Source organism: Deltaproteobacteria bacterium (genome assembly GCA_005879795.1).
Taxonomy (GTDB): Bacteria; Desulfobacterota; Binatia; order DP-6; family DP-6; genus DP-6.
Genome location: VBKJ01000128.1, coordinates 1 through 25,233, shown reverse-complemented (window position 1 = coordinate 25,233; position 25,233 = coordinate 1). Strand labels below are relative to the sequence as shown.

Annotated in this window: 24 protein-coding genes; 13 read left to right on the top strand and 11 right to left on the bottom strand. The window is 72.5% G+C overall.

Features of this window, described 5'->3' with window-relative positions; genetic code table 11:
- The first annotated feature begins 79 nt into the window (after nucleotides 1-79).
- From E6J59_07180 to E6J59_07160, 5 genes are all read left to right on the top strand, one after another.
- Nucleotides 80-328, top strand: coding sequence for a hypothetical protein (locus tag E6J59_07180; GenBank protein ID TMB20855.1), 249 nt, complete (start codon nucleotides 80-82; stop codon nucleotides 326-328).
- 1 nt (nucleotide 329) lies between these two features.
- Entirely contained in the window at nucleotides 330-1,523 is a 1,194-nt protein-coding gene (locus tag E6J59_07175) for a CoA transferase (protein ID TMB20854.1), read from the top strand.
- Nucleotides 1,524-2,741, top strand: coding sequence for a CoA transferase (locus tag E6J59_07170; GenBank protein TMB20853.1), 1,218 nt, complete (start codon nucleotides 1,524-1,526; stop codon nucleotides 2,739-2,741).
- 127 nt (nucleotides 2,742-2,868) lie between these two features.
- Nucleotides 2,869-4,161, top strand: coding sequence for a selenium-binding protein (locus tag E6J59_07165; protein TMB20894.1), 1,293 nt, complete (start codon nucleotides 2,869-2,871; stop codon nucleotides 4,159-4,161).
- Nucleotide 4,162: 1 nt separating this feature from the next.
- Complete coding sequence (locus E6J59_07160) at nucleotides 4,163-4,873, top strand: SCO family protein (GenBank protein TMB20852.1); 711 nt, start codon at nucleotides 4,163-4,165, stop codon at nucleotides 4,871-4,873.
- Nucleotides 4,874-4,986: 113 nt separating this feature from the next.
- Here the strand turns inward: E6J59_07160 and E6J59_07155 are convergent, their stop codons facing one another.
- The 3 genes from E6J59_07155 to pfkA are packed head-to-tail and all read right to left on the bottom strand — an operon-like array spanning nucleotide 4,987 to nucleotide 7,651.
- Nucleotides 4,987-6,168, bottom strand: coding sequence for a sodium:calcium antiporter (locus E6J59_07155; GenBank protein ID TMB20893.1), 1,182 nt, complete (start codon nucleotides 6,166-6,168; stop codon nucleotides 4,987-4,989).
- 50 nt (nucleotides 6,169-6,218) lie between these two features.
- On the bottom strand, nucleotides 6,219-6,749 hold the full coding sequence (locus E6J59_07150) for a GNAT family N-acetyltransferase (protein ID TMB20851.1): 531 nt from the start codon (nucleotides 6,747-6,749) through the stop codon (nucleotides 6,219-6,221).
- On the bottom strand, nucleotides 6,689-7,651 hold the full coding sequence (pfkA, locus tag E6J59_07145) for a 6-phosphofructokinase (GenBank protein ID TMB20892.1): 963 nt from the start codon (nucleotides 7,649-7,651) through the stop codon (nucleotides 6,689-6,691). Before pfkA ends, E6J59_07150 begins: the two co-directional genes overlap by 61 nt.
- A gap of 65 nt (nucleotides 7,652-7,716) precedes the next feature.
- Between pfkA and E6J59_07140 the strand changes: the two genes are divergently transcribed.
- A complete protein-coding gene (locus E6J59_07140) occupies nucleotides 7,717-8,073 on the top strand; it encodes a sulfite exporter TauE/SafE family protein (protein ID TMB20850.1) in 357 nt (118 codons plus the stop codon).
- 11 nt (nucleotides 8,074-8,084) lie between these two features.
- Nucleotides 8,085-8,567, top strand: a complete 483-nt coding sequence (locus tag E6J59_07135) for a PTS sugar transporter subunit IIA (protein ID TMB20849.1) — start codon at nucleotides 8,085-8,087, stop codon at nucleotides 8,565-8,567.
- On the opposite strand, the gene E6J59_07130 is transcribed toward E6J59_07135, so the two are convergent.
- Nucleotides 8,564-8,776: a hypothetical protein gene (locus E6J59_07130; protein TMB20848.1), complete on the bottom strand. Its 213-nt coding sequence runs from the start codon at nucleotides 8,774-8,776 to the stop codon at nucleotides 8,564-8,566. The two genes, E6J59_07135 and E6J59_07130, sit on opposite strands and share 4 nt — an antisense overlap.
- A 60-nt stretch (nucleotides 8,777-8,836) precedes the next feature.
- Between E6J59_07130 and E6J59_07125 the strand changes: the two genes are divergently transcribed.
- From E6J59_07125 to uvrA, 5 genes are all read left to right on the top strand, one after another.
- Nucleotides 8,837-9,682, top strand: coding sequence for a DUF4912 domain-containing protein (locus E6J59_07125; GenBank protein TMB20847.1), 846 nt, complete (start codon nucleotides 8,837-8,839; stop codon nucleotides 9,680-9,682).
- Nucleotides 9,683-9,699: 17 nt separating this feature from the next.
- Nucleotides 9,700-11,277 carry a DUF1957 domain-containing protein gene (locus E6J59_07120; protein TMB20846.1) on the top strand — a complete coding sequence of 526 codons (1,578 nt, stop codon included), beginning with the start codon at nucleotides 9,700-9,702 and terminating at the stop codon, nucleotides 11,275-11,277.
- Between the two features lie 49 nt (nucleotides 11,278-11,326).
- Entirely contained in the window at nucleotides 11,327-11,872 is a 546-nt protein-coding gene (locus E6J59_07115) for a hypothetical protein (protein ID TMB20845.1), read from the top strand.
- Nucleotides 11,873-11,935: 63 nt separating this feature from the next.
- Nucleotides 11,936-13,435 carry an AAA family ATPase gene (locus E6J59_07110; GenBank protein ID TMB20844.1) on the top strand — a complete coding sequence of 500 codons (1,500 nt, stop codon included), beginning with the start codon at nucleotides 11,936-11,938 and terminating at the stop codon, nucleotides 13,433-13,435.
- 2,785 nt (nucleotides 13,436-16,220) lie between these two features.
- Complete coding sequence (gene uvrA, locus E6J59_07105; protein TMB20891.1) at nucleotides 16,221-19,172, top strand: excinuclease ABC subunit A; 2,952 nt, start codon at nucleotides 16,221-16,223, stop codon at nucleotides 19,170-19,172.
- Nucleotides 19,173-19,184: 12 nt separating this feature from the next.
- Here the strand turns inward: uvrA and E6J59_07100 are convergent, their stop codons facing one another.
- From E6J59_07100 to E6J59_07075, 6 genes are all read right to left on the bottom strand, one after another.
- Nucleotides 19,185-19,442: a hypothetical protein gene (locus tag E6J59_07100; GenBank protein TMB20843.1), complete on the bottom strand. Its 258-nt coding sequence runs from the start codon at nucleotides 19,440-19,442 to the stop codon at nucleotides 19,185-19,187.
- Nucleotides 19,443-20,077: 635 nt separating this feature from the next.
- Nucleotides 20,078-20,326, bottom strand: a complete 249-nt coding sequence (locus E6J59_07095; GenBank protein TMB20842.1) for a hypothetical protein — start codon at nucleotides 20,324-20,326, stop codon at nucleotides 20,078-20,080.
- A 228-nt stretch (nucleotides 20,327-20,554) separates the two neighbouring features.
- Nucleotides 20,555-20,926, bottom strand: a complete 372-nt coding sequence (locus tag E6J59_07090; GenBank protein ID TMB20841.1) for a hypothetical protein — start codon at nucleotides 20,924-20,926, stop codon at nucleotides 20,555-20,557.
- 384 nt (nucleotides 20,927-21,310) lie between these two features.
- The gene (locus E6J59_07085; GenBank protein ID TMB20840.1) at nucleotides 21,311-21,619 is read right to left on the bottom strand and encodes a hypothetical protein; all 309 of its coding nucleotides are present in this window, start codon (nucleotides 21,617-21,619) and stop codon (nucleotides 21,311-21,313) included.
- Nucleotides 21,620-21,933: 314 nt separating this feature from the next.
- Complete coding sequence (locus E6J59_07080; protein TMB20839.1) at nucleotides 21,934-22,137, bottom strand: cold shock domain-containing protein; 204 nt, start codon at nucleotides 22,135-22,137, stop codon at nucleotides 21,934-21,936.
- 212 nt (nucleotides 22,138-22,349) lie between these two features.
- Nucleotides 22,350-23,513 (bottom strand): acyl-CoA dehydrogenase, encoded by a 1,164-nt coding sequence (locus E6J59_07075; protein TMB20838.1) that lies wholly within the window; start codon nucleotides 23,511-23,513, stop codon nucleotides 22,350-22,352.
- 192 nt (nucleotides 23,514-23,705) lie between these two features.
- Between E6J59_07075 and E6J59_07070 the strand changes: the two genes are divergently transcribed.
- Complete coding sequence (locus E6J59_07070; GenBank protein TMB20837.1) at nucleotides 23,706-23,882, top strand: glutaredoxin family protein; 177 nt, start codon at nucleotides 23,706-23,708, stop codon at nucleotides 23,880-23,882.
- A gap of 12 nt (nucleotides 23,883-23,894) precedes the next feature.
- Here E6J59_07070 and E6J59_07065 read toward each other — a convergent pair.
- A partial coding sequence (locus E6J59_07065) for a methylcrotonoyl-CoA carboxylase (GenBank protein ID TMB20836.1) occupies nucleotides 23,895-25,233 on the bottom strand: 1,339 nt, incomplete at its 5' end.

The window sequence follows — 25,233 nt, the reverse complement described above, 5'->3', positions numbered from 1 at the left end:
CGCCGGCATCAAGTGAACCCGGAAGGGCGTGGCCCTCTCGGTTGCCGGTGCCGGGGCGAGCCTGGTAGGAGACGCCCGGGTGTACTTCGTCACCAGCAAGCGCGCGGGCTACGCGCTCTTCGCGATGACCCCGAGCGAGCGCGCCGCGATCGGCGTGACCGACGACCAGAAGCGGGTGCGCGTGCTCGAGCGCGTCGGCGGGGACTGGCGCGTCTTCGAGGACTGGGCGGTGGAGGAGCACTCGCACACCGAGCTCATGGCGCGCCTGGCGGTCCTCGAGGAGCCCGCGACGGTCGCCGAGCTGGTGCGGCTCGCAAGCGGCGGCTGACATGTCCGCGGCCCTCGACCACCTCAGCGTGCTCGAGGTCGGGAGCGGCGTGGCCGCGGCCTACGCCGCGAAGCTGCTCGCGGACCTGGGCGCGCAAGTGGTCAAGGTCGAGCCGCCCGCAGGGGGGGACGCGACGCGCGCACGCGGCCCCTTTCCGGGCAACGTCCCGCACCCCGAGAAGAGCGGCCTATTCCTCTATCTCAACGCCAACAAGCGGGGCATCACCCTCGACCTCACCCGGCCGCGCGGGCGCGAGGTCCTCGAGCGCCTGATGGCGCGGGCGGACCTCCTGGTGCACGACGTCCACCCGAGCGAGATGGCGGGCCGCGGCCTCGACTACGAGCGCCTGGCGGCCGCCCGCCCGGGGCTGGTGATGACCTCGATCGCGCCCTTCGGCCTCTCCGGCCCACATGCCGGCTACCGCGGCCCCGACGTCGTCACCTGGAGCGCGGGCGGCGTCGCGGCCTTGAACGGCGAGCCCAGCCGTCCCGACCTCCCGCCGCTCAAGGCGTTCGGCGACCAGTCCGGCTTCCAGGCGGGGCTCAACGCGGCCGTCGGCTCGCTCGGCGCCCTCTTCGCCCGCCTCGCCACCGGACGCGGCGAGCACGTCGAGGTGTCGACGCAGGAGTGCGTGGCGGCGATCCTCGAGCTCACCTTCGAGTTCTGGCCCTACTGTCGGCTGACGGCGTCACGCCTCGGCGCGAAGCCGATCCAGCCGCTCTGCTTCATGGAGTGCCGCGACGGGTGGATCTTCCTGTGCTGCGTCGAGGAGCACCAGTGGAAGAGCCTGGTCGACATCATGAGCAACCCGGAGTGGGCGTCGATGGAGCTCTTCGCCGACCGCCTCTCGCGCGGCGCCAACTTCGACGCGCTCCAGGTCTTCCTCCAGGAGTGGTGCCGCGAGCAGTCGGTGCACGAGCTCTACGAGGCGGCGCAGCTCCGACGGGTCCCGCTCGCGCCGGTGTCGACCATGGGGGACCTGCTCGCCTCGCCGCACCTCCAGGCACGCGGCTTCTTCGCCACGATCGCGCACCCCGTGGCCGGCGCGGTCACCGTGCCGGGCGCGCCCTGCAAGCTCTCCGCCACGCCGTGGACCCTGCGCGCGCCCGCGCCCTGCCTCGGCCAGCACACCGCCCAGGTGCTGGCCGAGATCGGCCTCGACGCGGCCGCGCTCGCCCGCGAGGGGGTGGTATAGATGGCGGACCGCGCGCCGCTCGCGGGTATCCGCGTCGCCGACTTCACCTGGGTGTGGGCGGGCCCCTTCTGCACGCTCCAGCTCGCGCACCTCGGCGCCGAGGTCATCCGCGTCGAGACCGCGACCCGCCCGTGCGTGACGCGCCTCCTGCCGCCCTTCGCCGACTTCGAGCCCAGCCCGGACCGCAGCGGCTACTTCAACCAGTACAACCAGGGGAAGAAGAGCATCGTGCTCGACCTGAAGCGGCCCGAGGCGATCGAGGCCGCCAAGCGCCTGTGCGCCGCGAGCGACGTCGTGGTCGAGAACTACGCCGCAGGGGTGATGGAGCGCATGGGCCTCGGCTGGGACGTGCTCCGCGCACTCCGCGCCGATCTCGTCATGATCGCGCTCTCCGGCTACGGCGCGACCGGCCCCGACGCCGACAAGGTGTCGTACGGGCCCGCGCAGGTGCCCCTCTCGGGGATGTCCTCGGTGACCGGCTACCACGGCTTCCCGCCCATGCACGTCGGCATCTCGTACGGCGATCCGACCGGCGGGCTGCACGGCGCGGTGGCGGTGCTGGCGGCGCTCGTCCACCGAGCGCGCACCGGCCAGGGCCAGTACATCGACCTCTCGCAGTGGGAGACCTCGATGGCCGTGCTCGCCGAGGCGATCACCGCCTGGACGATGAACGGCGCCGCGCCCGAGCGCGACGGCAACCGGGACCCGCACATGGCGCCGCACGGGGTCTTCCGCGCCGCCGGCGAGGACCGCTGGGTCGCACTCGCCGTCGAGGACGACGCGGCCTGGGCCCGCTTCGCGGCGGCGGTCGGTTGTCCCGAGCTGGCGAGCGACCCGCGCTACGCCACCGCCGCCGCACGCAAGCGCCACGAGGACGCGCTGGAGGAGATCGTGACCGCCTGGACCCGCGCGCGCTCTCCCGAGGAGGCGACCGCGACCCTCCAGGGCGCCGGCGTCGCGGCCTTCACCGCCGCCACCAACCGCGACCTCGCGGAGGATCCGCACCTCGCCGCGCGCGGCTTCTTCGTCGAGCTGCCCCACCCGGTCGTCGGCACCCGCAAGCACGTCGGCGTCCCATGGCGGATGTCGGAGAGCGACTGCCGGGTGCGCCGGGTGGCGCCCTGCCTCGGTGCCGACACCGACCAGGTCCTGCGCGACGTGTGCGGCTACAGCGAGGCGGAGATCGCCCGCCTGCGCGCCGCACAGGCGCTCGTGTAGCGCCGGCCGCGTTCCCCGTCGGCCTTCATGCGAAACAGATCGTGAGGCCCCTACTCGACAGCGCCGAGCGAGGCTGCTAGCTGCCGGGGGTCCAACGGAGGGTTCACCAGTGACACGACGCCGCCTCATGGGCGCAGCGCTGGCCGCGCTGCTGCTGAGTCCGGTCCGCGTCCGCGGCGACGAGACCTGCATGTCGCCGTACATGCCGAAGATCACCGGGCAGGAGGACTACGTCTACGTCCTGACCCTCGGCATCGACGGCGTGGGCGACGGGTCCGACAAGCTGGTCACGATCGGCGGCAACCCGGCCGACCCGGCCCGCTACGGGAAGGTGATCTCCACGGTGTCGGTCGGCGGCCGGCACGAGGCGCATCACGGCGGCTTCGGCGAGGACCGCCGCCACCTCTGGGCCGGCGGCCTCGACGACAGCATGATCTGGGTCTTCGACGTGGCCGGCGATCCCGCGCACCCGAAGCTCGTCCGCACGATCGACTCCTTCGCGAAGGAGAGTGGCGGCGTGATCGGCCCGCACACCTTCTTCGCGCTGCCCGGCCGGATGCTGATCACCGGCCTCTCCAACGACAAGGAGCGCGGCGGGAGGACGGGGCTCGTCGAGTACAACAACGACGGCAAGTTCATCCAGACGCTCTGGCTGCCCGAGCACGCAGAGTACGGCTACGACGCCCGCGTGCAGCCCCGGCTCAACCGCATGCTCACCTCGTCCTTCACCGGCTGGAACAACTACATGACCGAATTCGGCAAGGTCGTGGCCGACCCGGAGGCGATGAAGCACTTCGGCAGCACCATGGTCGTCTGGGACTTCCACGCCCGGAAGCCCATCCAGACGCTCGCCGTCCCCGGCGCGCCGCTCGAGATCCGCTGGGCTCTCCAGCCGCGCCACAACTACGCCTTCACCACGACCGCGCTCACCTCCAAGATCTGGCTCGTCGAGCAGCAGGACGACGGCGCGTTCAAGGCGACCGCGGTCGCGGACATCGCCGACCCCAAGCAGACGCCGCTCCCGGTCGACGTGAGCCTCTCCGCCGACGACCGCTTCCTCTTCGTCGATACCTTCATGGACGGGTCGTGCCGCGTCTACGACGTGAGCGACCCGCACCACCCGCGCCTCGTGCACACGCAGCGGATCGGCTCCCAGGTGAACATGGTGTCCGAGACCTGGGACGGGAAGCGCGTCTACTTCACGTCCTCGCTGCTCAGCAACTGGGACAAGAAGGGCAAGGACGGCGAGCAGTTCCTCAAGGCGTACGGCTGGGACGGCAAGCGCCTGACGCCGCTCTTCGCCGTGGACTTCCTGAAGGAGGGGCTCGGCCGCCCCCACATCATGCTCTTCGGGCAGGAGCGCTTCTACAAGAACCAGATCTACGCCGGCGACGCGGCGCGCGGAGCCGGTCTCCGCTGAGATCGCCGTGCGGCGGCATCGTCTCATCGCGGCCGCCCTGCTCGCGCTCGTCGGAGCGGCGGCGGCCGGCGATCCGCGTCTCGGCGCGGTCGATCCCGCGGCGGCCCGCTACACCTACGCGGTCGGCGCCTTCGCCCCCGAGTACACGCCGCCCGCGCCCGGTTCCTACTCGCTGCCCCCCATCAACACGGTGACGGACCACCCGCTCCTCGACGCGGACGGGCGGTCCACGACCCTCTTCGCCGTGACGCACGGCCGGCTCGCGGTCGTCGCCTTCGTCTACACGACCTGCATCGAGGCGACGGGCTGTCCGCTGAGCCTCGCCGTCCTCGATCGGGTCGACCGCGCCGTCGCCGCCGACGCGGAGCTCGCGCGACGTGCCACGCTCGTCACGATCAGCTTCGATCCCGAGCGCGACACGCCCGGGCGCATGGCGGTCGTACGCTCGTTCCACGCGCCGCGGAGCGACTGGCGCTTCACGACGACCCGGAGCGAAGAGGACCTGCGGCCGCTGCTCGCCGACTTCGATCAGCCGGTGGCGAAGCTCCGCTTCGACGACGGCACGTGGACCGGCCTCTTCCGCCACGTGCTCAAGGTCTTCCTGCTCGACGGGCGTGGCCGGGTCCGGAACGTGTACAGCGTCGGGCTCCTCGACTCGGCGCTGGTGCTGAACGACCTCCGCACACTGCTCCTCGAGTCGGACACTCGCTAAGCCGCGCCCCAATCTCGGACTTCTCCCTCGGATTCGGCTCGACGAGCGATCGTTGCGCGCGCTCCGCGCCCGCGGGCGCGATGCGTTTCCGTCGGACGCGGCTGCGTCGGCCGCTACGACGAGCGCCGTCGCCCGAGCGGCAGGAGCTGCCGGACCCCTGCGCGCGCCGTCGGGCTCAGGCACACGACGGCGACGGCCAGAACGAGGTAGAGACCGGCGTGCGTCCAGCGCGCCGCCGCCGTGGTCAGGAAGAGCTGCGGCACGAAGAGCGCGAACAGCACCGCCGCCTCCAGGCGCGAGAAGGTGAAGTTCGCGATCACCACCAGCGCGAACACCGACTGCGCCGAGGTGAGGAACATCTCCTCGCGCTGCCGCCCGTCCAGGTGCATGGGGACGATGCCGCCGTGCGAGAGCGCAAAGGCCGCCGGGAGCGCGCCCACGAGCAACGTCCACTGGTTCACGGTCGAGGAGATGAGCGTCCCGATGCTGGCCGCGGCCGAGCCGCGCAGCGCGAACAGCACCGCCACCACGAACTCCGGCGACTCGGAGACGAGCGGTGCCAGCCACTGAACGAGCAGGAACTCCTCGATGCCGAACTGGCGCCCGGTCGCGATCAGGCTCTCCGCGAACGGCTCCGCGGCGGTCACGATGGCGGCGCCGGCGATCAGCGCGAGGGCCAGGACCACACCCCGGCGCCGGGCGGGCGCGAGGCGCGCGAGCAGCTCCGCCGGCCCCTCCAGCTCCGGTTCCTCGTGGTGCGTCCTGCCGGCGGCGCGCACGTAGCCCGCGAACATGAGGAAGAGGACGGCCGTGTCGAAGAGCGAGAGCGTGCCCTTGGCCGGGATCACGAAGGAGTAGAGCGTCGCCAGCGCGAGCCAGTTGACCTCCACCGCCTGCGCGCGAGGCAGGCGCACCTCGCGATGGCGGTACCGCAGCCAGAGGGCGAGGACGCTGGTCGCCCAGCCGACGCCGATCAGGAGACGGTTGCCGCCCGTCATGTTGGCGGTCGCGTACGCCGTGTAGGTCGGGTCCTGCCCGGCGCGCCACGCGAAGTAGACGTCGACGGCGTACTCCGGGAGGACCGCGATGAGCGCCAGGAACGCGAGCGCGAGCGCGCGGGTGATGTCGAGCTGCGCCACCTCCGAGGCCCAGGAGAGCAGGAAGGCGGCGCCGAAGATGCCGCCCCCCGACCAGAGCACGACCTCGAGCGGCGTGGTGGCGAGATGGCCCAGGTGGACCACGAACCAGGCGATCGGCGGCGCGAGCGCCGCGCCGATCCAGATCAGGCCCCGGATCCCGCGCCGCCCGCCGTCGGGACGAAACGCGATGGCAGATCGGCGCGGGGTCAGAAATCCGTCCACCCGCGGTGCAGGCGCTTCACCAGCACGGCGCCCGACGGCGATCTGCGCGCCGGATCGACGGCGAAGTCGAGGCGCTCGAGCGCAGCGAGGTAAGCGGTGTCCTCAGGATGCAACGTGGCCTCGAGGCGCTCGACGCCGAGAGCGGCGGCGAGATGAACGGCGTCGAGCACGAGCCAGGTGCCGAGGCGCCGCCCGCGGTACTCGGGATCGATGACGACGCTCAGGCGGGCCACCTCGGGCGCGCCCCGCTCGAGGGCCGCCGCCGCCACCACCCGCTCGCCGTCACAGGCGAGGATCACGGGCTCGGCGTCGGGCGCGAAGCGCTCCACGGGCGCCGCATGGGCGAGGACCCTGCCGAGCGCGCCCTGCTCGGCGGCACCCAGCGGGCGCAGCACGAGATGCGCCCCGTCCTTCAGGACGACGGTCTTCGGGTAGTCGGCGAGCGCGTCGTCGCTCACACCAGGTCCCGCACCAGCGCCAGCAGGTCGGCCGCCAGGGCGCGCCTCTTCTCCCACGTGTCGCGGAGCGGCACCCGCACCACCCGGCCGCCCGCCTCCCCCGCCATCATGCCGCCGCCGTCGAGCACGATGTCGACCGCGGCGGTGCCGAGCCGGCTGGCCAGGATGCGGTCGCGCGCGGTGGGCGTGCCGCCCCGCTGGATGTGGCCGAAGACGCAGACGCGCGGCTCGAGGCCCGTCAGGGCGCGCACGCGATCGGCGACCGTGAACACGTGGCCCTCCTTCCCGCTCTCCGCCACCACGATGATGCTGCTCCGCTTGCCGCGCTCCCAGCTCCGCTTGAGCTCGGCGCCGAGCGTGTCGAGGTCGGTCGGCTGCTCGGGGATGAGCACGTCCTCCGCCCCGCCGGCCACGCCCACCCCGAGCGCGATCTCGCCGCACGTGCGCCCCATCACCTCGACCAGGAAGAGCCGCTCGTGCGACGCGGCCGTGTCGCGGATGCGGTCGATCGCCTCCAGGGCCGTGTTCACGGCGGTGTCGAAGCCGATCGTGAAGTCGGTGCCGTAGACGTCGTTGTCGATCGTTCCCGGCACGCCGGCGATCGCGACGCCGTGCTCGGCGGCGAGGAGGGTCGCGCCGTGGAGCGTCCCTTCGCCGCCGACGACGACCAGCGCCTCGATGCCGGCGCCGCGCAGCACGGCCGCGGCGCGTGCCCGGCCCCCGGGCTGGTAGAACTCCGGCGAGCGCGAGGTGCCGAGGATCGTGCCACCGCGCTGGATGATGTTGGCGACCCCGGCGCGGGTGAGGGGGAGGAGCTCGCCCACGAGCAGCCCGGCATAGCCGCGCCGGATGCCCACCACCTCCAGCGAGCGGCCGAGGGCGTGGCGCACCACGGCGCGGATCGCCGCGTTCATGCCCGGCGCGTCGCCGCCGCTGGTCATGAGCCCGATCCGGCGCACCATGCGCGCTCTATAGCAGAGCCGCGCGGCTGGAAAAGGAAGGCGCGCTCGGGTATCGGGCCGTCATGCAAGCGGTGCTCGCGTTGATGGTCGGGTTCGTGGGCGGCGGGCTGGGCGGGCTGATCGGGCTCGGCGGTGGCTTCATCATGGTCCCGCTGCTCGTCTATCTCTTCCACATGTCGCAGCACGACGCCCAGGGGACCTCGCTCGCCGTGCTCCTCCCGCCGGTCGGCTTCCTCTCGGTGCTGCAGTACTGGCGCGCCGGACACGTCGACGTCCCGGTGGCCCTGTGGGCCGCCGGGGGCTTCCTCGTCGGCGGCTACGCGGGCGGCGGTCTCGCGCAGTTGCTGGCCGAGACGGCGCTCCGGCGGGTGTTCGCCCTCTTTCTGATGGTCGCGGCCCTCGACCTGTTGCGGCGCTGACCCGGGCGCACATGAGCTTCGTCGCCCGCCTCCGCCCCGCGCTGATCCGCGTCGCCCCGCCGTGGCGGACGTTCGAGGAGACGATCGCGGGCCTGGTGGCGGTGCTCGCGGGCGAGCGTCTACTGCCCGCCGCTGCCGCACCCACCGCCATCCAGGCCGTGACGGCGCGCGAGGCCGCGTCCTCGACCGCCCTCCTCGACATCCATGCGGGTGTCCCGCATGCTCGCCTTCCCGGCGTCACCGAGCCGGTCGCCGCCCTGGCGACCTCCCCCCACGGCCTCTACGAGGCCGTGCCGACGGTCCCGATCCAGGTGGTCGCGCTGGTGTTGTCGCCGCCGGCGGCGACCGCGCAGCACCTGACGATCCTGGCCGGCATCGCGACGCTGCTCCGCTCCCCGGAGCTGCGCGCCGGGCTGCTCGCCGCGCGCGACGCCGACGAGGCGCTGCGCATCCTCCGCGCGCACGCCGGGGGCCCGCGCCTCTCGCATTCCTAGATTTCCCAGGCGACGTACTCGTCGAGCGCCCGCCCGCCGAGCTCGATGGCGTAGGGTCCAGCGAGGCGGTACGCCGCAGCCCCGTCCGGTGACAGCCCGAGCCGCACGCGGTCGGCGTCGATCCGGGCGCGGATCTCCTGCTCGCTCGGTGGTCCGGCGCCGCGCGCCACGCGCAGCACGACGAGTGCCCTGGGAGACGGCTGGCTCACCGGAGCCCAGAACATTCCTCACCGGGGGCGCAGGTGCAAGCGCGCCGCGGCTCTCCGCTTTTGACCCACCCCATCGCCGCGGGTACGATCCACGATATGATCGCGGAGGGACTCAGCGCCGGGCTCGAGCTCGTGGGCGGCTGGCTCGACTTGGGCGGCAACGCGGTGCGCAGGGTCGGGGCTCGGGTGCTCGATCCGCTCGCCCGCCTGGCCGGCTGGGGTCGCGCGAAGCGCGCGGCGGTGGGGGAGCGGCCCCCCGCGGACAAGCCGAGCCCCGGCGAGACGCCCCCGCAGTCCCAGGTCGAGGAGGCGAAGTACTACCTTGGCCCGGCACACGAGCCGGCGGCGGGCTGGGCCGACCGCGAGAGCGGCGAGCTGCCGCGTGCGTATGGCCGCGACCGCATCGTGCTCCTGCCGCGCGACCCATGGTGGGTGTTCACCTACTGGGAGATCACCCCTGCCACGCGCGTCCAGGCGCTGCGCGCCCTCGGCACCGAGGCGGAGGGCGCGCGCGAGCTGCTGCGCGTCTACGACGTCACCTTCATCACCTTCACCGGCGACAACGCGTGGCGGTCCTTCGACGTCGAGCTGCCGCCGGGCGCCGACCATTGGTACCTGAACGTCGGGCGGCCCGCGGCGTCGTACTGCGTGGAGATCGGTCTCGCCAGCGCCCTTGGGCGCTTTCTCCCGCTTGCCCGCTCGAACGCGGTGACCACGCCGCGCGCCACCCCCTCTCCCGACACCACGGTGCGCTGGGTCGACCTCGCCGCGGGAAGCGTGCAGGAGACCGCCCGCGCCGGGGACGCGACCCCGCTGCCGAGCGCGCTCACCGAGAGCGCCGGCGCCGAGCCCGTCGACGGCCCGCCGCGCTCTAGCGACGCGCACACGCCGCGCAGGGCCAACTGATCCCGGCCGCGGCCTCGATGCCCCAGGCCAGCCTCGCTTTCGTCCTGCACGCCCACCTGCCCTTCGTGCGCCACCCGGCGCACGAGGACTTCCTCGAGGAGCGCTGGCTCGCCGAGGCGATCACCGAGACCTACATCCCGCTGCTCGAGATGCTGGGGGCGCTCGCGCGCGACCGCGTCCCCGTGCGGCTGACGCTCTCGCTCAGCCCGCCCCTCCTCGCCATGCTCGCCGACCACCTGCTGCGCAGGCGGTATCTCCGGCACCTCGACCGGCTGGTCGAGCTGGCCGAGAAGGAGGAGCGCCGCACGCGCGCCGACGAGCGCTTCCACAGCGTGGCGGAGATGTACCTCGCACGCTTCTGGCGCGCGCGCACGATCTTCCTCGATGAGTGGGGCCAGGACCTGATCGCCGCCTTCCGCTCCTGCCAGGAGCGCGGCCTCGTCGAGATCATCACCTGCGCCGCCACGCACGGCTTCCTCCCCTTGCTCGCCGTGACCCCCGGAGCGGTCCGGGCGCAGATCGAGGTCGCTGTCGCCGAGTACCGCCGCTTCCTCGGGCGGACCCCCGAGGGCTTCTGGCTCCCCGAGTGCGCGTACGAGCCCGGGCTCGACGCCGAGCTCGCTCGCCTCGGCGTGCGCTACTTCTTCGTCGACACGCACGGGATCGCGCACGCCACGCCCCGGCCCGTGTACGGCGTCTACGCTCCCGTCGCCTGCGACTCGGGCGTGGCGGCCTTCGGGCGCGACCCCGACAGCTCGAAGCAGGTGTGGAGCGCGGAGGAGGGCTACCCGGGCGATTCCTGGTACCGCGACTTCTACCGCGACATCGGCTTCGACCTCGACTACGACTACGTGCGCCCCTATCTCCCGCCCACCGGGCAGCGCATCCTGACCGGCCTCAAGTACCACCGCATCACCGGCAAGAGCGACATGAAGGAGGCCTACGAGGTCGCGCGCGCGCGCGAGCGGCTCGAGGCGCACGCGGCGGACTTCGTCGAGGCCCGCGTGCGCCAGGCGGCGTGGCTGGCGCGGGCGATGGACCGGCCGCCGATCATCGTCTGCCCCTACGACGCCGAGCTCTTCGGCCACTGGTGGTTCGAGGGGCCGTGGTGGCTCGAGGCGGTCCTGCGCCGCCTCGCCACCACGCCGGAGCTGCGCGCCGCGAGCCCGGGCGACGACCTCGCCCGCCATCCCACCCTGCAGCGCGCCACGCCGGCCGCCTCCACCTGGGGCTGGAAGGGCTACAACGAGGTCTGGCTCGCGGGCGAGAACGACTGGCTCTACCGCCACCTCCACGCCACCGCGGACCGCCTGCACGCGCTCTGCCGGAGCTACCCGAGCGCCGACGAGCGCACGCGCCGCGCGCTCACCCAGGCGCTGCGCGAGCTCTTCCTCGCCCAGGCGAGCGACTGGGCCTTCATGATGTCGCGGGCGACGACCGTCGAGTACGCCGTGCGACGGAGCAAGGATCACCTGCTGCGCTGCCAGGAGCTGTGCGCGCAGATCGAGCGCGGGGCGGTCGACGACCTGCGCCTCGCCCAGCTCGAGGACACCGACAACCTCTTCCCCACCCTCGACTACCGCGTCTTCGTGTGAACGCCCTTGTCTAGCCGCGGGCGTTGCCCTACAGTCGCCCCGATCCGGCATGTCGACGTGGCTCGTGGCGCTGGTGCTCCTGCCCCTCGCGCTGGTGCTCGTGGCCGGGCTCGTGGCGCTCCTCGCGCGACCGCTGGCTGCGCCCGCGCTGGCCGCCCTCGAGCGCGCCCGCTTCCAGCGCCGCCTCGCGCACACCGCGCGCGGCGATGCGCACCTGCAGGAGCGGCAGATCGAGGCGGCGCTGCGGGAGTTCGAGGCGGCCTTCTGCCTGCTCATCGTGCGCATCGACGGGCGTCTCGTCGAGCAGATCGCGCGCCACCACACCGGGCTGCTCTCGCGCCTGCTCTCGGTCGCCGATGACCTGCCCCAGCAGCGCGTGCGCCTGCTCGCGCTCGCCAAGGTCGACCGGCTCCTCGATCGGCGCGGCGACATGCAGCGCGCCTACCTCCACCTCCGCAACCGCCCGCTGCGCGACAGCCGGCGTCTCCAGCTCGAGCGGGAGCTGCGCCGCAACGCGCGCGAAATGCGCGCGGCGGTACGCGAGCTGATCGCCGACCTCCAGCTTCTCTGCGGACGAAAGGTCGCCTACCAGTAAACGGCGTTCGGAAGGCGGACATCCTTTTTCCTTGCCATCCGACCCGGGCCCGGCCTATAGGCGGTGATCCGCCGGCGCACCCCGGCGGTCCCCCACGCTGTCGATGCCGCGTTTCCGCGCCGCCCTGGCCATTGGCGGCCCGGGCCGGCGGGCTGGACCGGACGGTGGGATGGCTACTGCGACAAGCGGGAGAAGCGCCTGCCTACACGAGCGAGTGACGCGAGTCTCCACAGGTGTGGATGGAGCGGGGAAGCCGTGAGGTTGCCGGCCGGCTCGGGACAGCGAAAGGACGCGGCGGCGGTCTGGGCGCGGGTCTGCGAGACTGTCCGTAGCCGGGTGGGCGAGCGGAACTTCACCACCTGGGTCGCGCCGCTGCGCTCGAGCTGGGCACCCGAGGGCTTCGCCCTCGCCGCGCCCGATCCGGTCACGCGCGACCGCGTGGCACGTCACTTCCTCGCCACGATCGAGGAGGCACTGACCGACGCGCTCGGCGAGCGCTACCCGGTGCGGCTCGGTGTGGTGGCCGCACGCCCGTCCCTCCCCATCCGCGCGATGTCGCCCAGCACGGGCCACACCTTCGACACCTTCGTCGTCGGCGACAGCAACGGGGACGCCCACGCCGCCGCGCGCGCCCTCCTCGCGACGCGCGATCCCGCACCCCTCTTCCTCTGGGGGCCCTCGGGGGTCGGCAAGACGCACCTCCTGCACGCGGTCTTCCACGCGCTCGACGCGGCTGGCACCCCGGCCGCGTGCCTGTCCGCCGCCGAGCTGGTCGCCGCCATGGTGGCCGCCTACGAGGCCGGCGCCCCCGAGCGCTTCTGGCGCGACCTGACCCCCCTCGGAGGCCTGCTGCTCGACGACATCCATTCCATCGAGGGGCGCGAGGTCACCCAGGAGCGCCTGCTCGACGGCCTGACCGACTGGGCACAGGCCCGGCGCTTGCTCGTGATCACCTCGGACCGTGCGCCGAGCGACACGCCGGCGCTGGCCCGACGCCTGCAGGAGCGGGTCCGGGGGAGCGTGGCGGCGCGGATCGAACGGCCCGAGCCGGCGCTCCGGCTGGCGATCCTCCGCCAGAAGGCGCAGGCCCTCGGCCTCGTCCTCGAGCCGCAGCTCGCGGCACGCGTGGCGAGCGCCTTCGGCGACAACGTGCGCCGGCTCGAGGGCGCCCTCAACCGGCTCCTCGCTCACGCCCGCCTGAGCGGCCGGCAGATCGACGCGGAGCTCGCCGCCGAGGTCCTGGCCGAGCTGCGCCCGCGCCCGCCCTCCGTCCTCACGGTGGACGACGTCATCGCCGCCACGGCGGCGAGCTTCCACACCACGGCCCGGCGGCTGCGAGGGCGCAAGCGCAGCGCCGATCTCCTGCTGCCGCGCCGCGTCGCCATGTATGTCGCGCGCCAGCTGCTCGGCTGGCCGTTCGCCGAGCTGGGCGTGGCCTTCGGACGCGATCACACGACCGTGCTGCAGGCCTGGCGGGTGGTGAGCGCCCGGCGCCAGACGGACCCGTCTCTCGCCGCCAGGCTGGAGCGAATCGAGCAACGACTCGGGGCCGGCGCATCCTGAAGTGCCCCGTCGCCGCGCGCAGCGCCGTGCCGGCCGCGGCCGGCGCGTAGGAAGGCCCGGCGCGCGCAGCGCCGGCGGCTCCCCCCGCCGCGCCGGGCCTCTTCCCCCGCTCCACCACGCCGGTATACTCGACGGTTCCGCGCCCGCGCCGGCGCGCGCAGCCGTACACGCCCTCATGGAAGAGTCCGCGATCGAGATCCTCGGTGCCCGCGAGCACAACCTGAAGGGCATCGACGTCCGGGTGCCGCTCCGTGCCCTCACGGTGGTGACGGGCGTGTCCGGGTCCGGAAAATCCTCGCTCGCGTTCGACGTGCTCTACGCCGAGGGCCAGCGACGTTACGTCGAGAGCTTCTCGACCTACGCCCGTCAGTTCCTCGACCGGATGGAGAAGCCGCGCGTCGACCGCATCACGGGCATCCTGCCGGCGATCGCGATCGACCAGCGCCGGCTGGTGAAGACCTCACGCTCCACGGTCGGGACCATGACCGAGCTGCACGATCACCTGAAGCTGCTCTTCGCCAAGGTGGGCGTGCCGCACTGCCGCAAGTGCGGGCGCCCCGTCGAGCGCGACACGCCCGAGAGCGCGGCCACGAGGCTGCTCGCGGCGCACGCCGGCGCCCGGGCGGCGGTGACCTTCGATCTGCCCATGCCCGAGGGGCTCCCCTGGGAGGAGATGCGCACCGGGCTGCTCGCCGCCGGCTTCGTGCGGGCGTTCGGGCCGGAGGGCATGGTCGATCTGGAGAGCGCCGCCGCGCCGCCGGTGCGCGAGGGCCAGCTCACCATCGCGCAGGACCGGCTCAGCCTGCGCGCCGCGGAGCGCGCGCGGCTGGTCGAGTCGCTCGAGCAAGCGCTCCGTCACGGGCGGGGCCGTGCCGCGGTGTGGCTCCCCGACGCGGGTGACCGCGTCGAGCGCTTCTCGAGCGCGCTCGAGTGCGCCACGTGCGGCTTCGCGGTCCGCGACCCGGTGCCGAACCTGTTCTCCTTCAACAGCCCGCTCGGGGCGTGCGAGACATGCCGCGGCTTCGGGCGGGTGATCGACGTCGACCTGGACCTGGTGATCCCCGATCCGCGCCGCTCGCTGGCCGAGGGCGCCATCAAACCGTGGTCGACCAAGGCGACCGGCTGGGAGCGCAGCGAGCTGCTCAAGTTCTGCCGGCGCCGCGGCATCCCGACCGGCGTGCCCTGGGCGGAGCTGTCGCCCGCGGAGCGCGCGCTCGTCCTCGAAGGCGACGGGCGCGGCCACTACCCCGGCGTGCGCGGCTGGTTCCGCTGGCTCGAGGGCCGCACCTACCGGATGCACGTGCGCGTCTTTCTCTCGCGCTACCGGAGCTACACGCCGTGCGCGGCGTGCGGCGGCGCGCGCGTCAAGCCCGAGGCCCTCGACTTCCGCGTGGGCGGCCTCAGCATCGCCGACGTGAGCCGCCTCCCCATCGGCGAGGCGGAGCGCTTCTTTGCCGGGCTCGCGCTGCCCAAAGGTCTGGCCGAGGAGGTGGCGGGCCTGATCCTGGGCGAGATCCGCAGCCGGCTCCGCTACCTGGTCGAGGTAGGGCTCGAGTACCTGGCCCTCGACCGGCAGTCGCGCACGCTCTCGGGCGGCGAGCTCGAGCGCGTCGATCTCACCACCGCCATCGGCTCCTCGCTCGTCAACACGCTCTACGTGCTCGACGAGCCCTCGGTCGGCCTCCACCCCCGCGACACGGAGCGCCTGACGCGCATTCTCCACCGCCTGCGCGACCTCGGCAACGCGGTCGTGGTGGTCGAGCACGACCCCACCCTCATCCGCGCCGCCGACCACGTGATCGACCTCGGGCCCGGCGCCGGCGAGCGGGGCGGCCAGGTCGTGTTCGCCGGGCCGCCCGCCGCGCTGGCGACCGCCCGCGGCTCGGCGACCGCGGAGTACCTGACGGGACGCGCGCTCATCCCCGTCCCGCCCAGGCGGCGGAAGCCCATTCTGGGTCTCGCGCTGCGCGTACGGGGCGCCTCTGCGAACAACCTGAAGAGCCTCGACGTCGACATCCCCCTCTCCTGCTTCGTCGCCGTGACCGGCGTGTCGGGCTCGGGCAAGTCGACGCTGGTGGACGACGTGCTCTACCGCGGGCTCAAGAAACGGCGGGGCGAGCCCGTCGGCATCCCGGGCCAGTGCCGGGCGATCGAGGGTGCCGAGCGCATCGCCGAGGTGATCCTCGTCGATCAGGCGCCGATCGGCTCGACGCCCCGTGCCAACCCCCTCACCTATCTGCGCGCCTTCGACGGCATCCGCGCCGCCTTCGCGCGCACCGAGGAGGCCCGGCTGCGCGCCTACACGGCGGCCACCTTCTCCTTCAACGTCCCCGGCGGGCGCTGCGAGACGTGCGCCGGCGAGGGCTTCGAGAAGATCGAGATGCAGTTCCTCTCCGACGTGTACGTGCCCTGCGCGGAGTGCGGCGGGGCGCGCTTCCGGCCGGAGATCCTCGAGGTCCGCTTCCGGGGCCGGTCGATCCGCGACGTCCTCGAGCTGACCGTCGCCGAGGCGACCGCGCTCTTCCCCGACGTCGCCGAGGTGGGCGCGCGCCTCCAGCCGCTCGCCGACGTCGGCCTCGACTACCTCCGCCTCGGGCAGCCGCTCTCGACCCTCTCCGGCGGCGAGGCGCAGCGCGTGAAGCTCGCCGCCCAGCTCGGCCGGGAGGGGAAGGCGCATACCCTCTTCATCTTCGACGAGCCGACCACGGGGCTCCACCTGGCCGACATCGAGAAGCTGCTCGCCTGCTTCGCCCGCCTGGTGGCGCGGGGCCACTCGCTGGTCGTCATCGAGCACAACCTCGAGGTCGTCAAGTGCGCCGACTGGGTGATCGACCTGGGACCCGAGGGCGGCGAGGCGGGCGGGCGGCTGGTGGCCGCGGGGCCGCCGGAGACGATCGCGGGCGCGCCGGAGTCGCACACCGGCCGCTTCCTCGCCGAGGCGCTGCGGGGCCCGCAGCGGGTCGCCGACGCGCCGCCCGCCTACGCCGGGGCGGCGCCCGCGGCGAACGGCCACATCCGGGTGGTCGGCGCGCGCGAGCACAACCTGCGCGACCTCTCCCTCGAGCTGCCGCGCGACCGGCTGATCGTGCTCACCGGGCTCTCCGGCTCGGGGAAGTCCTCGCTCGCCTTCGACGTGCTGCACGCCGAGGGCCAGCGCCGCTACGTCGACAGCCTGTCCGCGTACGCGCGCCAGTTCCTGGACGTGATGGCGAAGCCGGACGTCGACCTCCTCGCCGGCCTGCCGCCCACGGTCGCCATCGAGCAGCGCCTCTCCCGCGGCGGCCGCACCTCGACGGTGGCGACGGTGACGGAGATCTACCACTACCTCCGCCTGCTGTTCGCCAAGCTCGGTGTGCAGCACTGCACCGGCTGCGGCCAGGCGATCCGCTCCCAGACCCGGAGCCAGATCCTGACCCGGCTCCGCCGCGAGCTGCGCGGGCAGCGCGTCACGCTGCTCGCGCCGGTCGTGCGCGGGCGCAAGGGCTACCACAAGGAGGAGCTGGCGGCCGCGCGCAAGCTCCGCCTGCGCGAGGCGCGGATCGACGGCCGGCGCCTGGCGCTCGACCGGGTGCCGCTCCTCGATCGCTACCGCGAGCACGACATCGACCTGGTGGTCGCCACCCTGCCCCCGGAGCTGACCGGGCTCGACGAGGCCGTCGACCGTGCCCTCCGCCTCGGGCGCGGCACCGTGATCGCGCTCGCCGACGGGCGCGAGCGGCTCTACTCCGAGCGCCTGTTCTGCCCGTCCTGTGGCCTGGGCTTCGAGGCGCTCGACCCGCGTCTCTTCTCCTTCAACAGCCGTCAGGGCGCCTGCCCGGCGTGCAACGGGGCGGGGTCCATCGTCGACGTCGATCCCGCGCTGATCCTCGACCCGGCGCGCTCGCTCGCGGCCGGCGCGCTCCTGCCGTTGGACCTGCCGGAGCTGCGCGCCGAGAAGCGGCGCCTGCTGCGCGCGCTCGCCGCGGCCGGCGTGCCGCTCGAGCGGCCGGTCGCGCGCCTCTCCGCACGCCAGCGGCGCCTCGTCCTGGAGGGGTCGGGCGACCTTCCGGGCGCCCTCGCCGTCCTGCGGGAAGCCCTCGGGGCCGAGGAGGGACCCGGGCTCGACGAGTTCACCACCGAGCAGCCGTGCGCGGCCTGCGGCGGGCAGCGGCTCAACCCCCGCGCACGCGCCGTCCGCCTCGCGGGCCGGACGATCGCGGAGCTCACGGCGCTTCCCGTGAGCGACGCGGAGCGGGCGATCGGCGCGCTTCGTTTCGAAGGCCGCGAGGCGGCGGTCGCCGAGGGGCCGCTCAAGGAGATCCTGCCGCGCCTCGGCTTCCTCGCCCAGGTCGGCCTCGCCTACCTGACGCTCGACCGGCGCGCCGACACGCTCTCGGGCGGGGAGGCGCAGCGCATCCGGCTCGCCGCGCAGCTCGGCTCGAACCTGCGTGGCGTGTGCTACATCCTCGACGAGCCCACCATCGGCCTCCACCCGCGCGACAACGCCATGCTGCTCGACACGCTCGAGCTCCTGCGCGCGCGCGGCAACACGGTGCTGGTGGTCGAGCACGACGAGGCCACCATCCGCCGCGCCGACCTGGTCGTCGACCTGGGGCCCGGTGCCGGGGTGCATGGCGGGCGCCTGGTGGCCGTCGCGCCCCCCGAGAAGCTCGCCGTGTATCCCGCCTCGCTCACCGGCCGCTACCTGGACGCGCCCCGCCGCCGCCTGGGGCCGAGCCGCGCCCTCGATCGGCTGCCGCGCCTCACCGTGCGCGGCGCGCGCGAGCACAACCTGCGCGACATCGACGTCGCCCTCCCGCTCGGTGCGTGGACGTGCGTGACCGGCGTGTCCGGCTCGGGCAAATCGACGCTGGTGCGCGACGTCCTCTACCAGGCGACCCGCCGGGCCCTCGGCCTGCACAGCGGGCGGGTGGGTGCGCACCGGGGGCTCGAGGGCACCGAGCACCTCGCACGCGTGGTCGAGGTCGACCAGAGCCCGATCGGCCGCACGCCGCGCTCGACGCCGGCCTCCTACGTGGGTTTCTTCGACGACATCCGCCGGCTCTTCGCCCGGGTGCCCGAGGCGCGGGTCCGTGGCTTCGGCGCCGGCCGCTTCTCGTTCAACGTCGCGGGCGGCCGCTGCGAGGCGTGCGCGGGCCAGGGACGGCTCCGCGTTCGGATGAGCTTCCTCCCCGACGTCTACGTCGACTGCGACACGTGCGGCGGGCGGCGCTACACGGAGGAGACGCTCGCCATCCGTTACGCCGGCCGCACGATCGCCGACGTGCTCGCCATGACGGTCGAGGAGGCGGCGGAGTTCCTCGCGCCCCACCCGCCGGTCGCGCGGGCGCTCGCCGTGCTGGCCGATATCGGGCTCGGCTACCTGACCCTCGGCCAGCCGAGCAACACGCTCTCGGGCGGCGAGGCCCAGCGCATCAAGCTCGCCTACGAGCTCGCCAAGGAGTCACGCGGACGGACGCTCTACGTGCTCGACGAGCCGACCACCGGCCTCCACTTCGCCGACACGGAGCGGCTGATCGCCGTGCTGCACCGGCTGGTCGATCTCGGCAACACCGTGGTCACCATCGAGCACAACCTCGACATCGTGAAGGAGGCCGACTGGATCGTCGACCTGGGGCCCGAGGGTGGCGCCGGCGGCGGGACGGTGGTCGCGTGCGGGCCCCCCGCCGCGGTCGCCGCGACGGCGAGCTCGCACACGGGACGCTGGCTCCGAACGCTCCTCGCCTCCGCCGCCTGAGATACACCCGCCCTACAGCTCGAGGCCGGCCTGCCCCCCGCCCGGCGCGGGCGCCGCTGCCGGCGTGGGACGCGCGGCACCCTGCGCCCGCAGCGCCGCCAGCTCGTCGCGCAGCCGTCGGTTCTCCGCCTCGAGCGCCGCGACGCGCTTCTGGGCGGCCGCGAGAGGCCCCCCCCCCGTGCTCCGCGCCGCCTTCTTCGGCTTCTGCGCCGCGGCGCGGCGCGCCGGCTTCGTGCCCGCCTTCGTCTTGCCCTTCTTCGCCTTCGCCATTCCCGTCTCCTCGCCCCTCAGCGGAGCTTCACGTCGAACGTGTGCGGTGATCCGTGACGCAACCCATGCCCCGCCGGGTAGAAGCATCATTTTTCGTCGGAACACAAGAGCTGCGATAGCTGCGATGGGTAAGCATGGGCTCCGTCTCGGACACTACTGGGACACTGCGCGGCGCAGTGGGTGGACACGGGGCTCGCCGGGGAGAGTGGCGACGTAGCCTCCCTCGCGTTCTCGAAGGCGAGCCGGGGGAAGCTGGGCATCGTCGCCGCCTTCTTGGCCTTCTGCCCGAGCCGTAGGCTTGGTGGAGCGAGCCGAGGAAGCGGCTGATCGTGGCCGGCGCGTAGCCCTGCCCGCTGCCACTGCTGCACGCACTCCTCGAGCACCGGCAGCTCGACATTGATCGCCTTCTCTGCCCCGATCGGCGACTGCCGCCACGCGTCGATGTGGCCCCTGAGCGTCCGGGCCGAGGTGAGGCCCCGCACCTCGAAGTGGCGCTGGAGGTCCCCGAGCAGCTCGTCGACCGTGACGCGCTCAGCCTTCGGGCGACATAGATGTGCTGAGCGATCTTGGCGAGCCGTTCCTTGAGCTTGTCGACGGCCTCCTGCTTCACGGCGGACCCGGACGACTCCCGCACCTCACGCCCTCGGTACGGGTAGCTGATCCACCAGTACGGCGAGCGTGGTCGCCGGAACACGCGGCCGAACCCCTTGGCTCCCTTCATCGTGCGCCTCGTTCTTGGGTTTGAGATGGGTCTCAAGGGCGGCGATCACGATCTGGCGGAGGTCGGTCCGATCATCCATCGCGCGCACCTTGGCGGCGCGCCACAGCCGGATCGGCAGGTCCACCGTCGTCTTCACCGTTTCCCCCGAGCCGAGCACCTGCACGGCCTCCCTGAGCGTGTAGAGGCCGCTTCTCAGGTTCGGCCGGCGCGTTGTGGTGGCGTTCGTTGATGGGTTCATGGCCGGAGTGCGCCATCCACACACTGGCCGGACACGGCCGAGAAAGCCCGCCGCATAAGGCCCTTTCCGGGGGCGGCAGGTACCGAACGTGAGGCCTCTCCGGTCAAATCGACCGGGTCGCGGGGGCCTCGAGCGGGGGGCCGGGGCCGCCAATCACGGCGACACCCACTCGTACTTGTGGATCAGACGTCCGCCGTCGTCAAAGGCGTACGACCACGCCTCCGGAAAGAAGAACGAGTAGTACCAGAACTCGTGCACGCAACCCGGCGGAGCGGGATCGTATTCGGTCCTCTCGTCCCCGGCATACGTGGTGCTGCAATCGGTATTCGCCCACGGTTTGCCGAGCCGTGCGGTGATCTCTTCCGCTGAGGTTCCAAGCTCGATAGCCGGATAAGTGTTCTGGTATCGTGCGCACCGGTTGATGAAGAGAGCAGAGAGACTCAGGCTGGCTACGACAAGAAGGGCTCCGGCACGCCGCCGCGCGAGCCCAGTGGCGAGGAGGACGACCCCGAGGACGAGGGCCAACGAGAAGGGCAATCGTTCCTGGTACGTTCATGGTGCGACGTAACGGATCCCGCGGGTCAACGGCCGCCAGTGAAGAAGGCAGCACGGATTTGCAGCGACCTGCGCGGAGCCCAGTGCGGCCCGCGGACGCTGCCGCGAGTTAGGCAGACCAGCGGCATGGTCAATGTCATCCGGAGAGACCCCACCTGGCGAGATCCTCCTCCGAAGCCCAGTAGATGCAGTCATACGGGTTGGCGCGAATTCCTCTATCGACGCAGGCGACAAGGGAGCCCGGAACCCAGCTGATCAACAGATCGAGGTCGAATGGTTGGGGTGACGTAGGAGTTGTGGCGCTTCGTTGCATACAGAACATCCAGGTGTCCCACGGCGGTTCGGTCGCTGATGTCAAAGAACCCGTTCGTCTCCCTCAGATTCGCCGCTCGTGATCGACATATTGAACTCGCAGATCAAGACTCGCCCTTCTCGGTCCTCTACGTTCGGCTGTCCAGAGAGCAATGTTCGCCGCGTGGTGGCGAGCACGCTGACGGCCTGATTGAGTTCGGCGAAGGTGGGCCAGTCCTCAATCGCTGGTTCCAAGTGGGGTGTTCGCAGGTCACCTTGCGGATCCCGAATCGGATGCTTCGCCAAGCACCACGATGTCGTTTCAAGGAGACGACGGCGAACCTCGTTCTTGGCGGGCGGATCGAAGGGCATGTCTTGCCTGCCTAACTCCTACTTCGACGGGTCTATGTAGCACTCCCGCCTTCGCGGCGGGAGGCGGCGGCGGGGGCCGGGCGCTGTCCATGCCGATGCCCGACTGGTCTGAGATTCAACTGTCCGAGAACTGAAAGAGAGCGGGCGGCAACCCCAGAGCAGCGGGCTTGCACCCGTCACCCGACCGACGGCACGCCCGCTCCCGCTGTCGCCGCGCAAGACGGGAGGGCCTCGAGCACGGGGCCCGGCCCCGCATCTCGGACACTATTCGGACACTGGAGGGTGTGACCGGGGCTGAAGAATCTGGGGTTGCGTCAGCGGAGGCGCACGTCGAACGCCTGCGGCCCCTTTTCGCCCGGTCGCGTCTGGAACACCACCTGATCGCCCTCGCGCAGGTCCTCGAACGGGACCCGCGGCGCGAGCCGCGAGCGGTGGAAGAACACGTCGTCCGACCCGTCATCGGGGGTAATGAAGCCGAACCCCTTGTCGCGCACGATGCGCTTGATGGTGCCGGTCATCGCGCGCGCTTGTACGCTCGACGGGTTCTTTTGGCAAGCTGCGCCCGTCACCTCCTCGGACGAACGAAGCGGCAAGCACGCCCACCCGCCGCAGGCCCGCGCACGCCCGTACGGCCTTTCGGGGGGACGCTGCGGCGGACGCGTGCGTGGCCGAGCACGCCGGGGCGCCGGCGGCGCCCCCGCCCGCGGCTCCCCGCCGGCGCCGGGCGCCGTCAGTAGCTCCGCGGCAGCCCCAGCACGTGCTCGCCGATGTAGTTGAGGATCATCTCCCGCGACACCGGCGCGGTCTTGATGAGGCGGAGGAGCGGCCAGTACGTGATCACCTCGAATTCCCGGGTGAAGCCGTTGCCGCCGTGGACCTGGATGGCGACGTCACACGCCTCGAGCCCGGCGTCGGCGGCCGCCATCTTCGCCATGTTGGCCTCCGGACCGGCGGTCTCCCCGCGGTCGAACTGCCAGGCGGCCTTGCGGGTCATCACGCCGGCCAGCTCGAGATGCGTGGCCGCGAGCGCCATCGGGTGCGCGAGGCCCTGGTGCGTGCCGATCGGCGCGTCGAACACCCTGCGCTCCTTGGCATAGGCGACGGCGCGCCTGAGCACGTAGCGGCCGAGGCCGACCGCGATGGCCGCCCCGGCGACGCGCTCGGGGTTGAGCAGGTCGAAGAGGTAGCGGTGTCCCGCGCCCTCCTCGCCGATCAGGTTCGCGCGCGGCACGCGCACGTCGTCCAGGAAGAGCGTCCACTGCCGCTCGGTCTCGTTGAGCGCCGTGTCCTGCACCTGCTTCGAGAAGCCGGGGGCGTCCGTGTCGACGATGAAGAGGGAGAGGCCCGCTCGCTTGTCGCGCACCTCGCGTGCCGGGGTGCTGCGGGTCACGAGGAGCACGTGCTGCGCCTGCTCGACCCCCGAGATGAAGTACTTCTGCCCGCGGATGCGGTAACCGTCGCCGTCGCGGGTGGCGAGCGTCTCGAGGCGGAAGCTGTTCGAGCCGGCGTTCGGCTCGGTGATCGCGAAGCAGAACCGGGTCGTGCCGCACGCGAGCCCCGGGAGGTAGCGGCGCTTCTGCTCCGGGCTCCCGTGCTTGGCGAGCGCGATGGTCGCCATCACGGTGCTGACGATCATGAGGAGAAGCGCCATGCCCTCGGAGGCCATCGCCTCCATGAGGACCGCCATCTCCTTGAGACCGAGTCCCGCCCCGCCGTGCTCCGGCGGCACGAGGAGGCCCAGGTACCCCGCCTCGGCCAGCGCCTGCCACAGCCGCTCGGGGAAGGTGTTGGCGAGCGCGCGCTCGCGCCAGTGCACGCGGCCGTTGGGGCCGGCGGCCAGCTCACGCACCGCCTCGACGATCAGCTGCTCCTCGGCCGACAGCTCGAAGCTCATGGATCACCTCGCGGACCGCACCTATCCGGCAGCGGCGGTGGAGTCCAGCGGCGATCCCGGTTCCCCGCGTCCCGGCAGGAGGAGAGGCGGCGTCCTCCCTTGCTCCAGCGCGTCGGAGTGTGTAGGCCTGCGGCCATGATCCCATCGGTGGTCGTCTATCACCAGCCCGGCTGACAGCCCTGCCGCACGGCGATGGAGTTTCTATCGCAGAGGGGCATCCCGTTCGTCGCCAAGGACGTGTCCACGGATATGGAGGCGCGCGCGGAGCTGATCGCGCTCGGCAGCCGCGCGACGCCCACCATCAAAGTGGGTGGCGACGTGCTGATCGGGTTCAACCCGGCGAAGCTGCTGGCGCTGCTCGGCCGCTGACGGCCGCGCCGTTCACATCCGCAGCACCCCGTGCCGCGGCGCCGGCACCGGCGCGCGCAGCACCACCGCCAGCGCGAGCCCGAGGACGTCGCGCGTGTCCACCGGATCGATGATGCCGTCGTCCCACAGGCGCGCGCTCCCGTAGTACGCGCTCGACTCCTCCTCGTACTTGGCGAGGATGGGCGCCGTGAGCGCCGCCTCCTCCTCGGGCGTGAGCGTCTTCCCCTGCGCGCGGAGCTGCTCGCGCTTGACGGCGAGCAGCGTCATCGCCGCCTGTTCGCCACCCATCACCGAGATGCGCGCGTTCGGCCAGCTGAAGAGGAAGCGGGGCCCGTAGGAGCGGCCGCACATGGCGTAATTCCCGGCGCCGTGCGAGGCGCCGATCATGACCGTCAGCTTCGGCACCTGCGCGGTCGCGACGGCGTGCACCATCTTGGCGCCGTCCTTGGTGATGCCGCCATGCTCGTACTGTTTGCCGACCATGAAGCCGGTGATGTTCTGGAGGAAGACGAGCGGCACGCGGCGCTGGCAGGCGAGCAGGATGAAGTGCGTGCCCTTGAGTGCGGCCTCGGAGAAGAGGACGCCGTTGTTGGCGAGGACGCCGACCTCGAAGCCGTGGACGCGCCCGAACCCCGTCACCAGCGTCGTCCCGTAGAGCGGCTTGAACTCGTGGAAGCGGCTCCCGTCGACCAGGCGCGCGATCACCTCGCGCACCTCGTAGGGCCGGCGCGGGTCGCGCGGCAGGATGCCGTAGAGGTCGGCGGGATCCTCGGCGGGCGGCTCGACGGGCTCGGGCTCGACCGACGGACGGACGGGCGGGACCTGCGCCAGCGCCTCGCGCGCCAGCGCGAGACCGTGCGCATCGTCGCTCGCGAGATGGTCCGACACGCCCGAGATGCGGGTGTGGACCTCGCCTCCGCCCAGCTCCTCGGCCGTCACCTGCTCGCCGGTCGCGGCCCGCACGAGCGGCGGGCCGCCGAGATAGATCGCGCCCTGCCCGCGCACGATGATGTTCTCGTCGCACATCGCCGGCACGTACGCGCCGCCCGCGGTCGACGGCCCGTGCACCACCGCCACCTGCGGGATGCCCTCCGCGGACATGACCGCCTCGTTGAAGAAGATGCGCCCGCCGGGGGTGAAGATCTCCGCCTGCAAGGGCAGGAAGGCGCCGCCCGAGTCCACCAGGTAGGCGCACGGGAGCCGGTTCTCGAGGGCGATCTGCTGCGCGCGGAGCTGCTTCTGGACGGTGAGAGGGTAGAGCGTCCCGCCCTTCACCGTCACGTCGTTGCCGATCACCATCGCCTGGTGGCCGGCGACCGTGCCGATACCGGTCACCAGGCCGCCGGCCGGC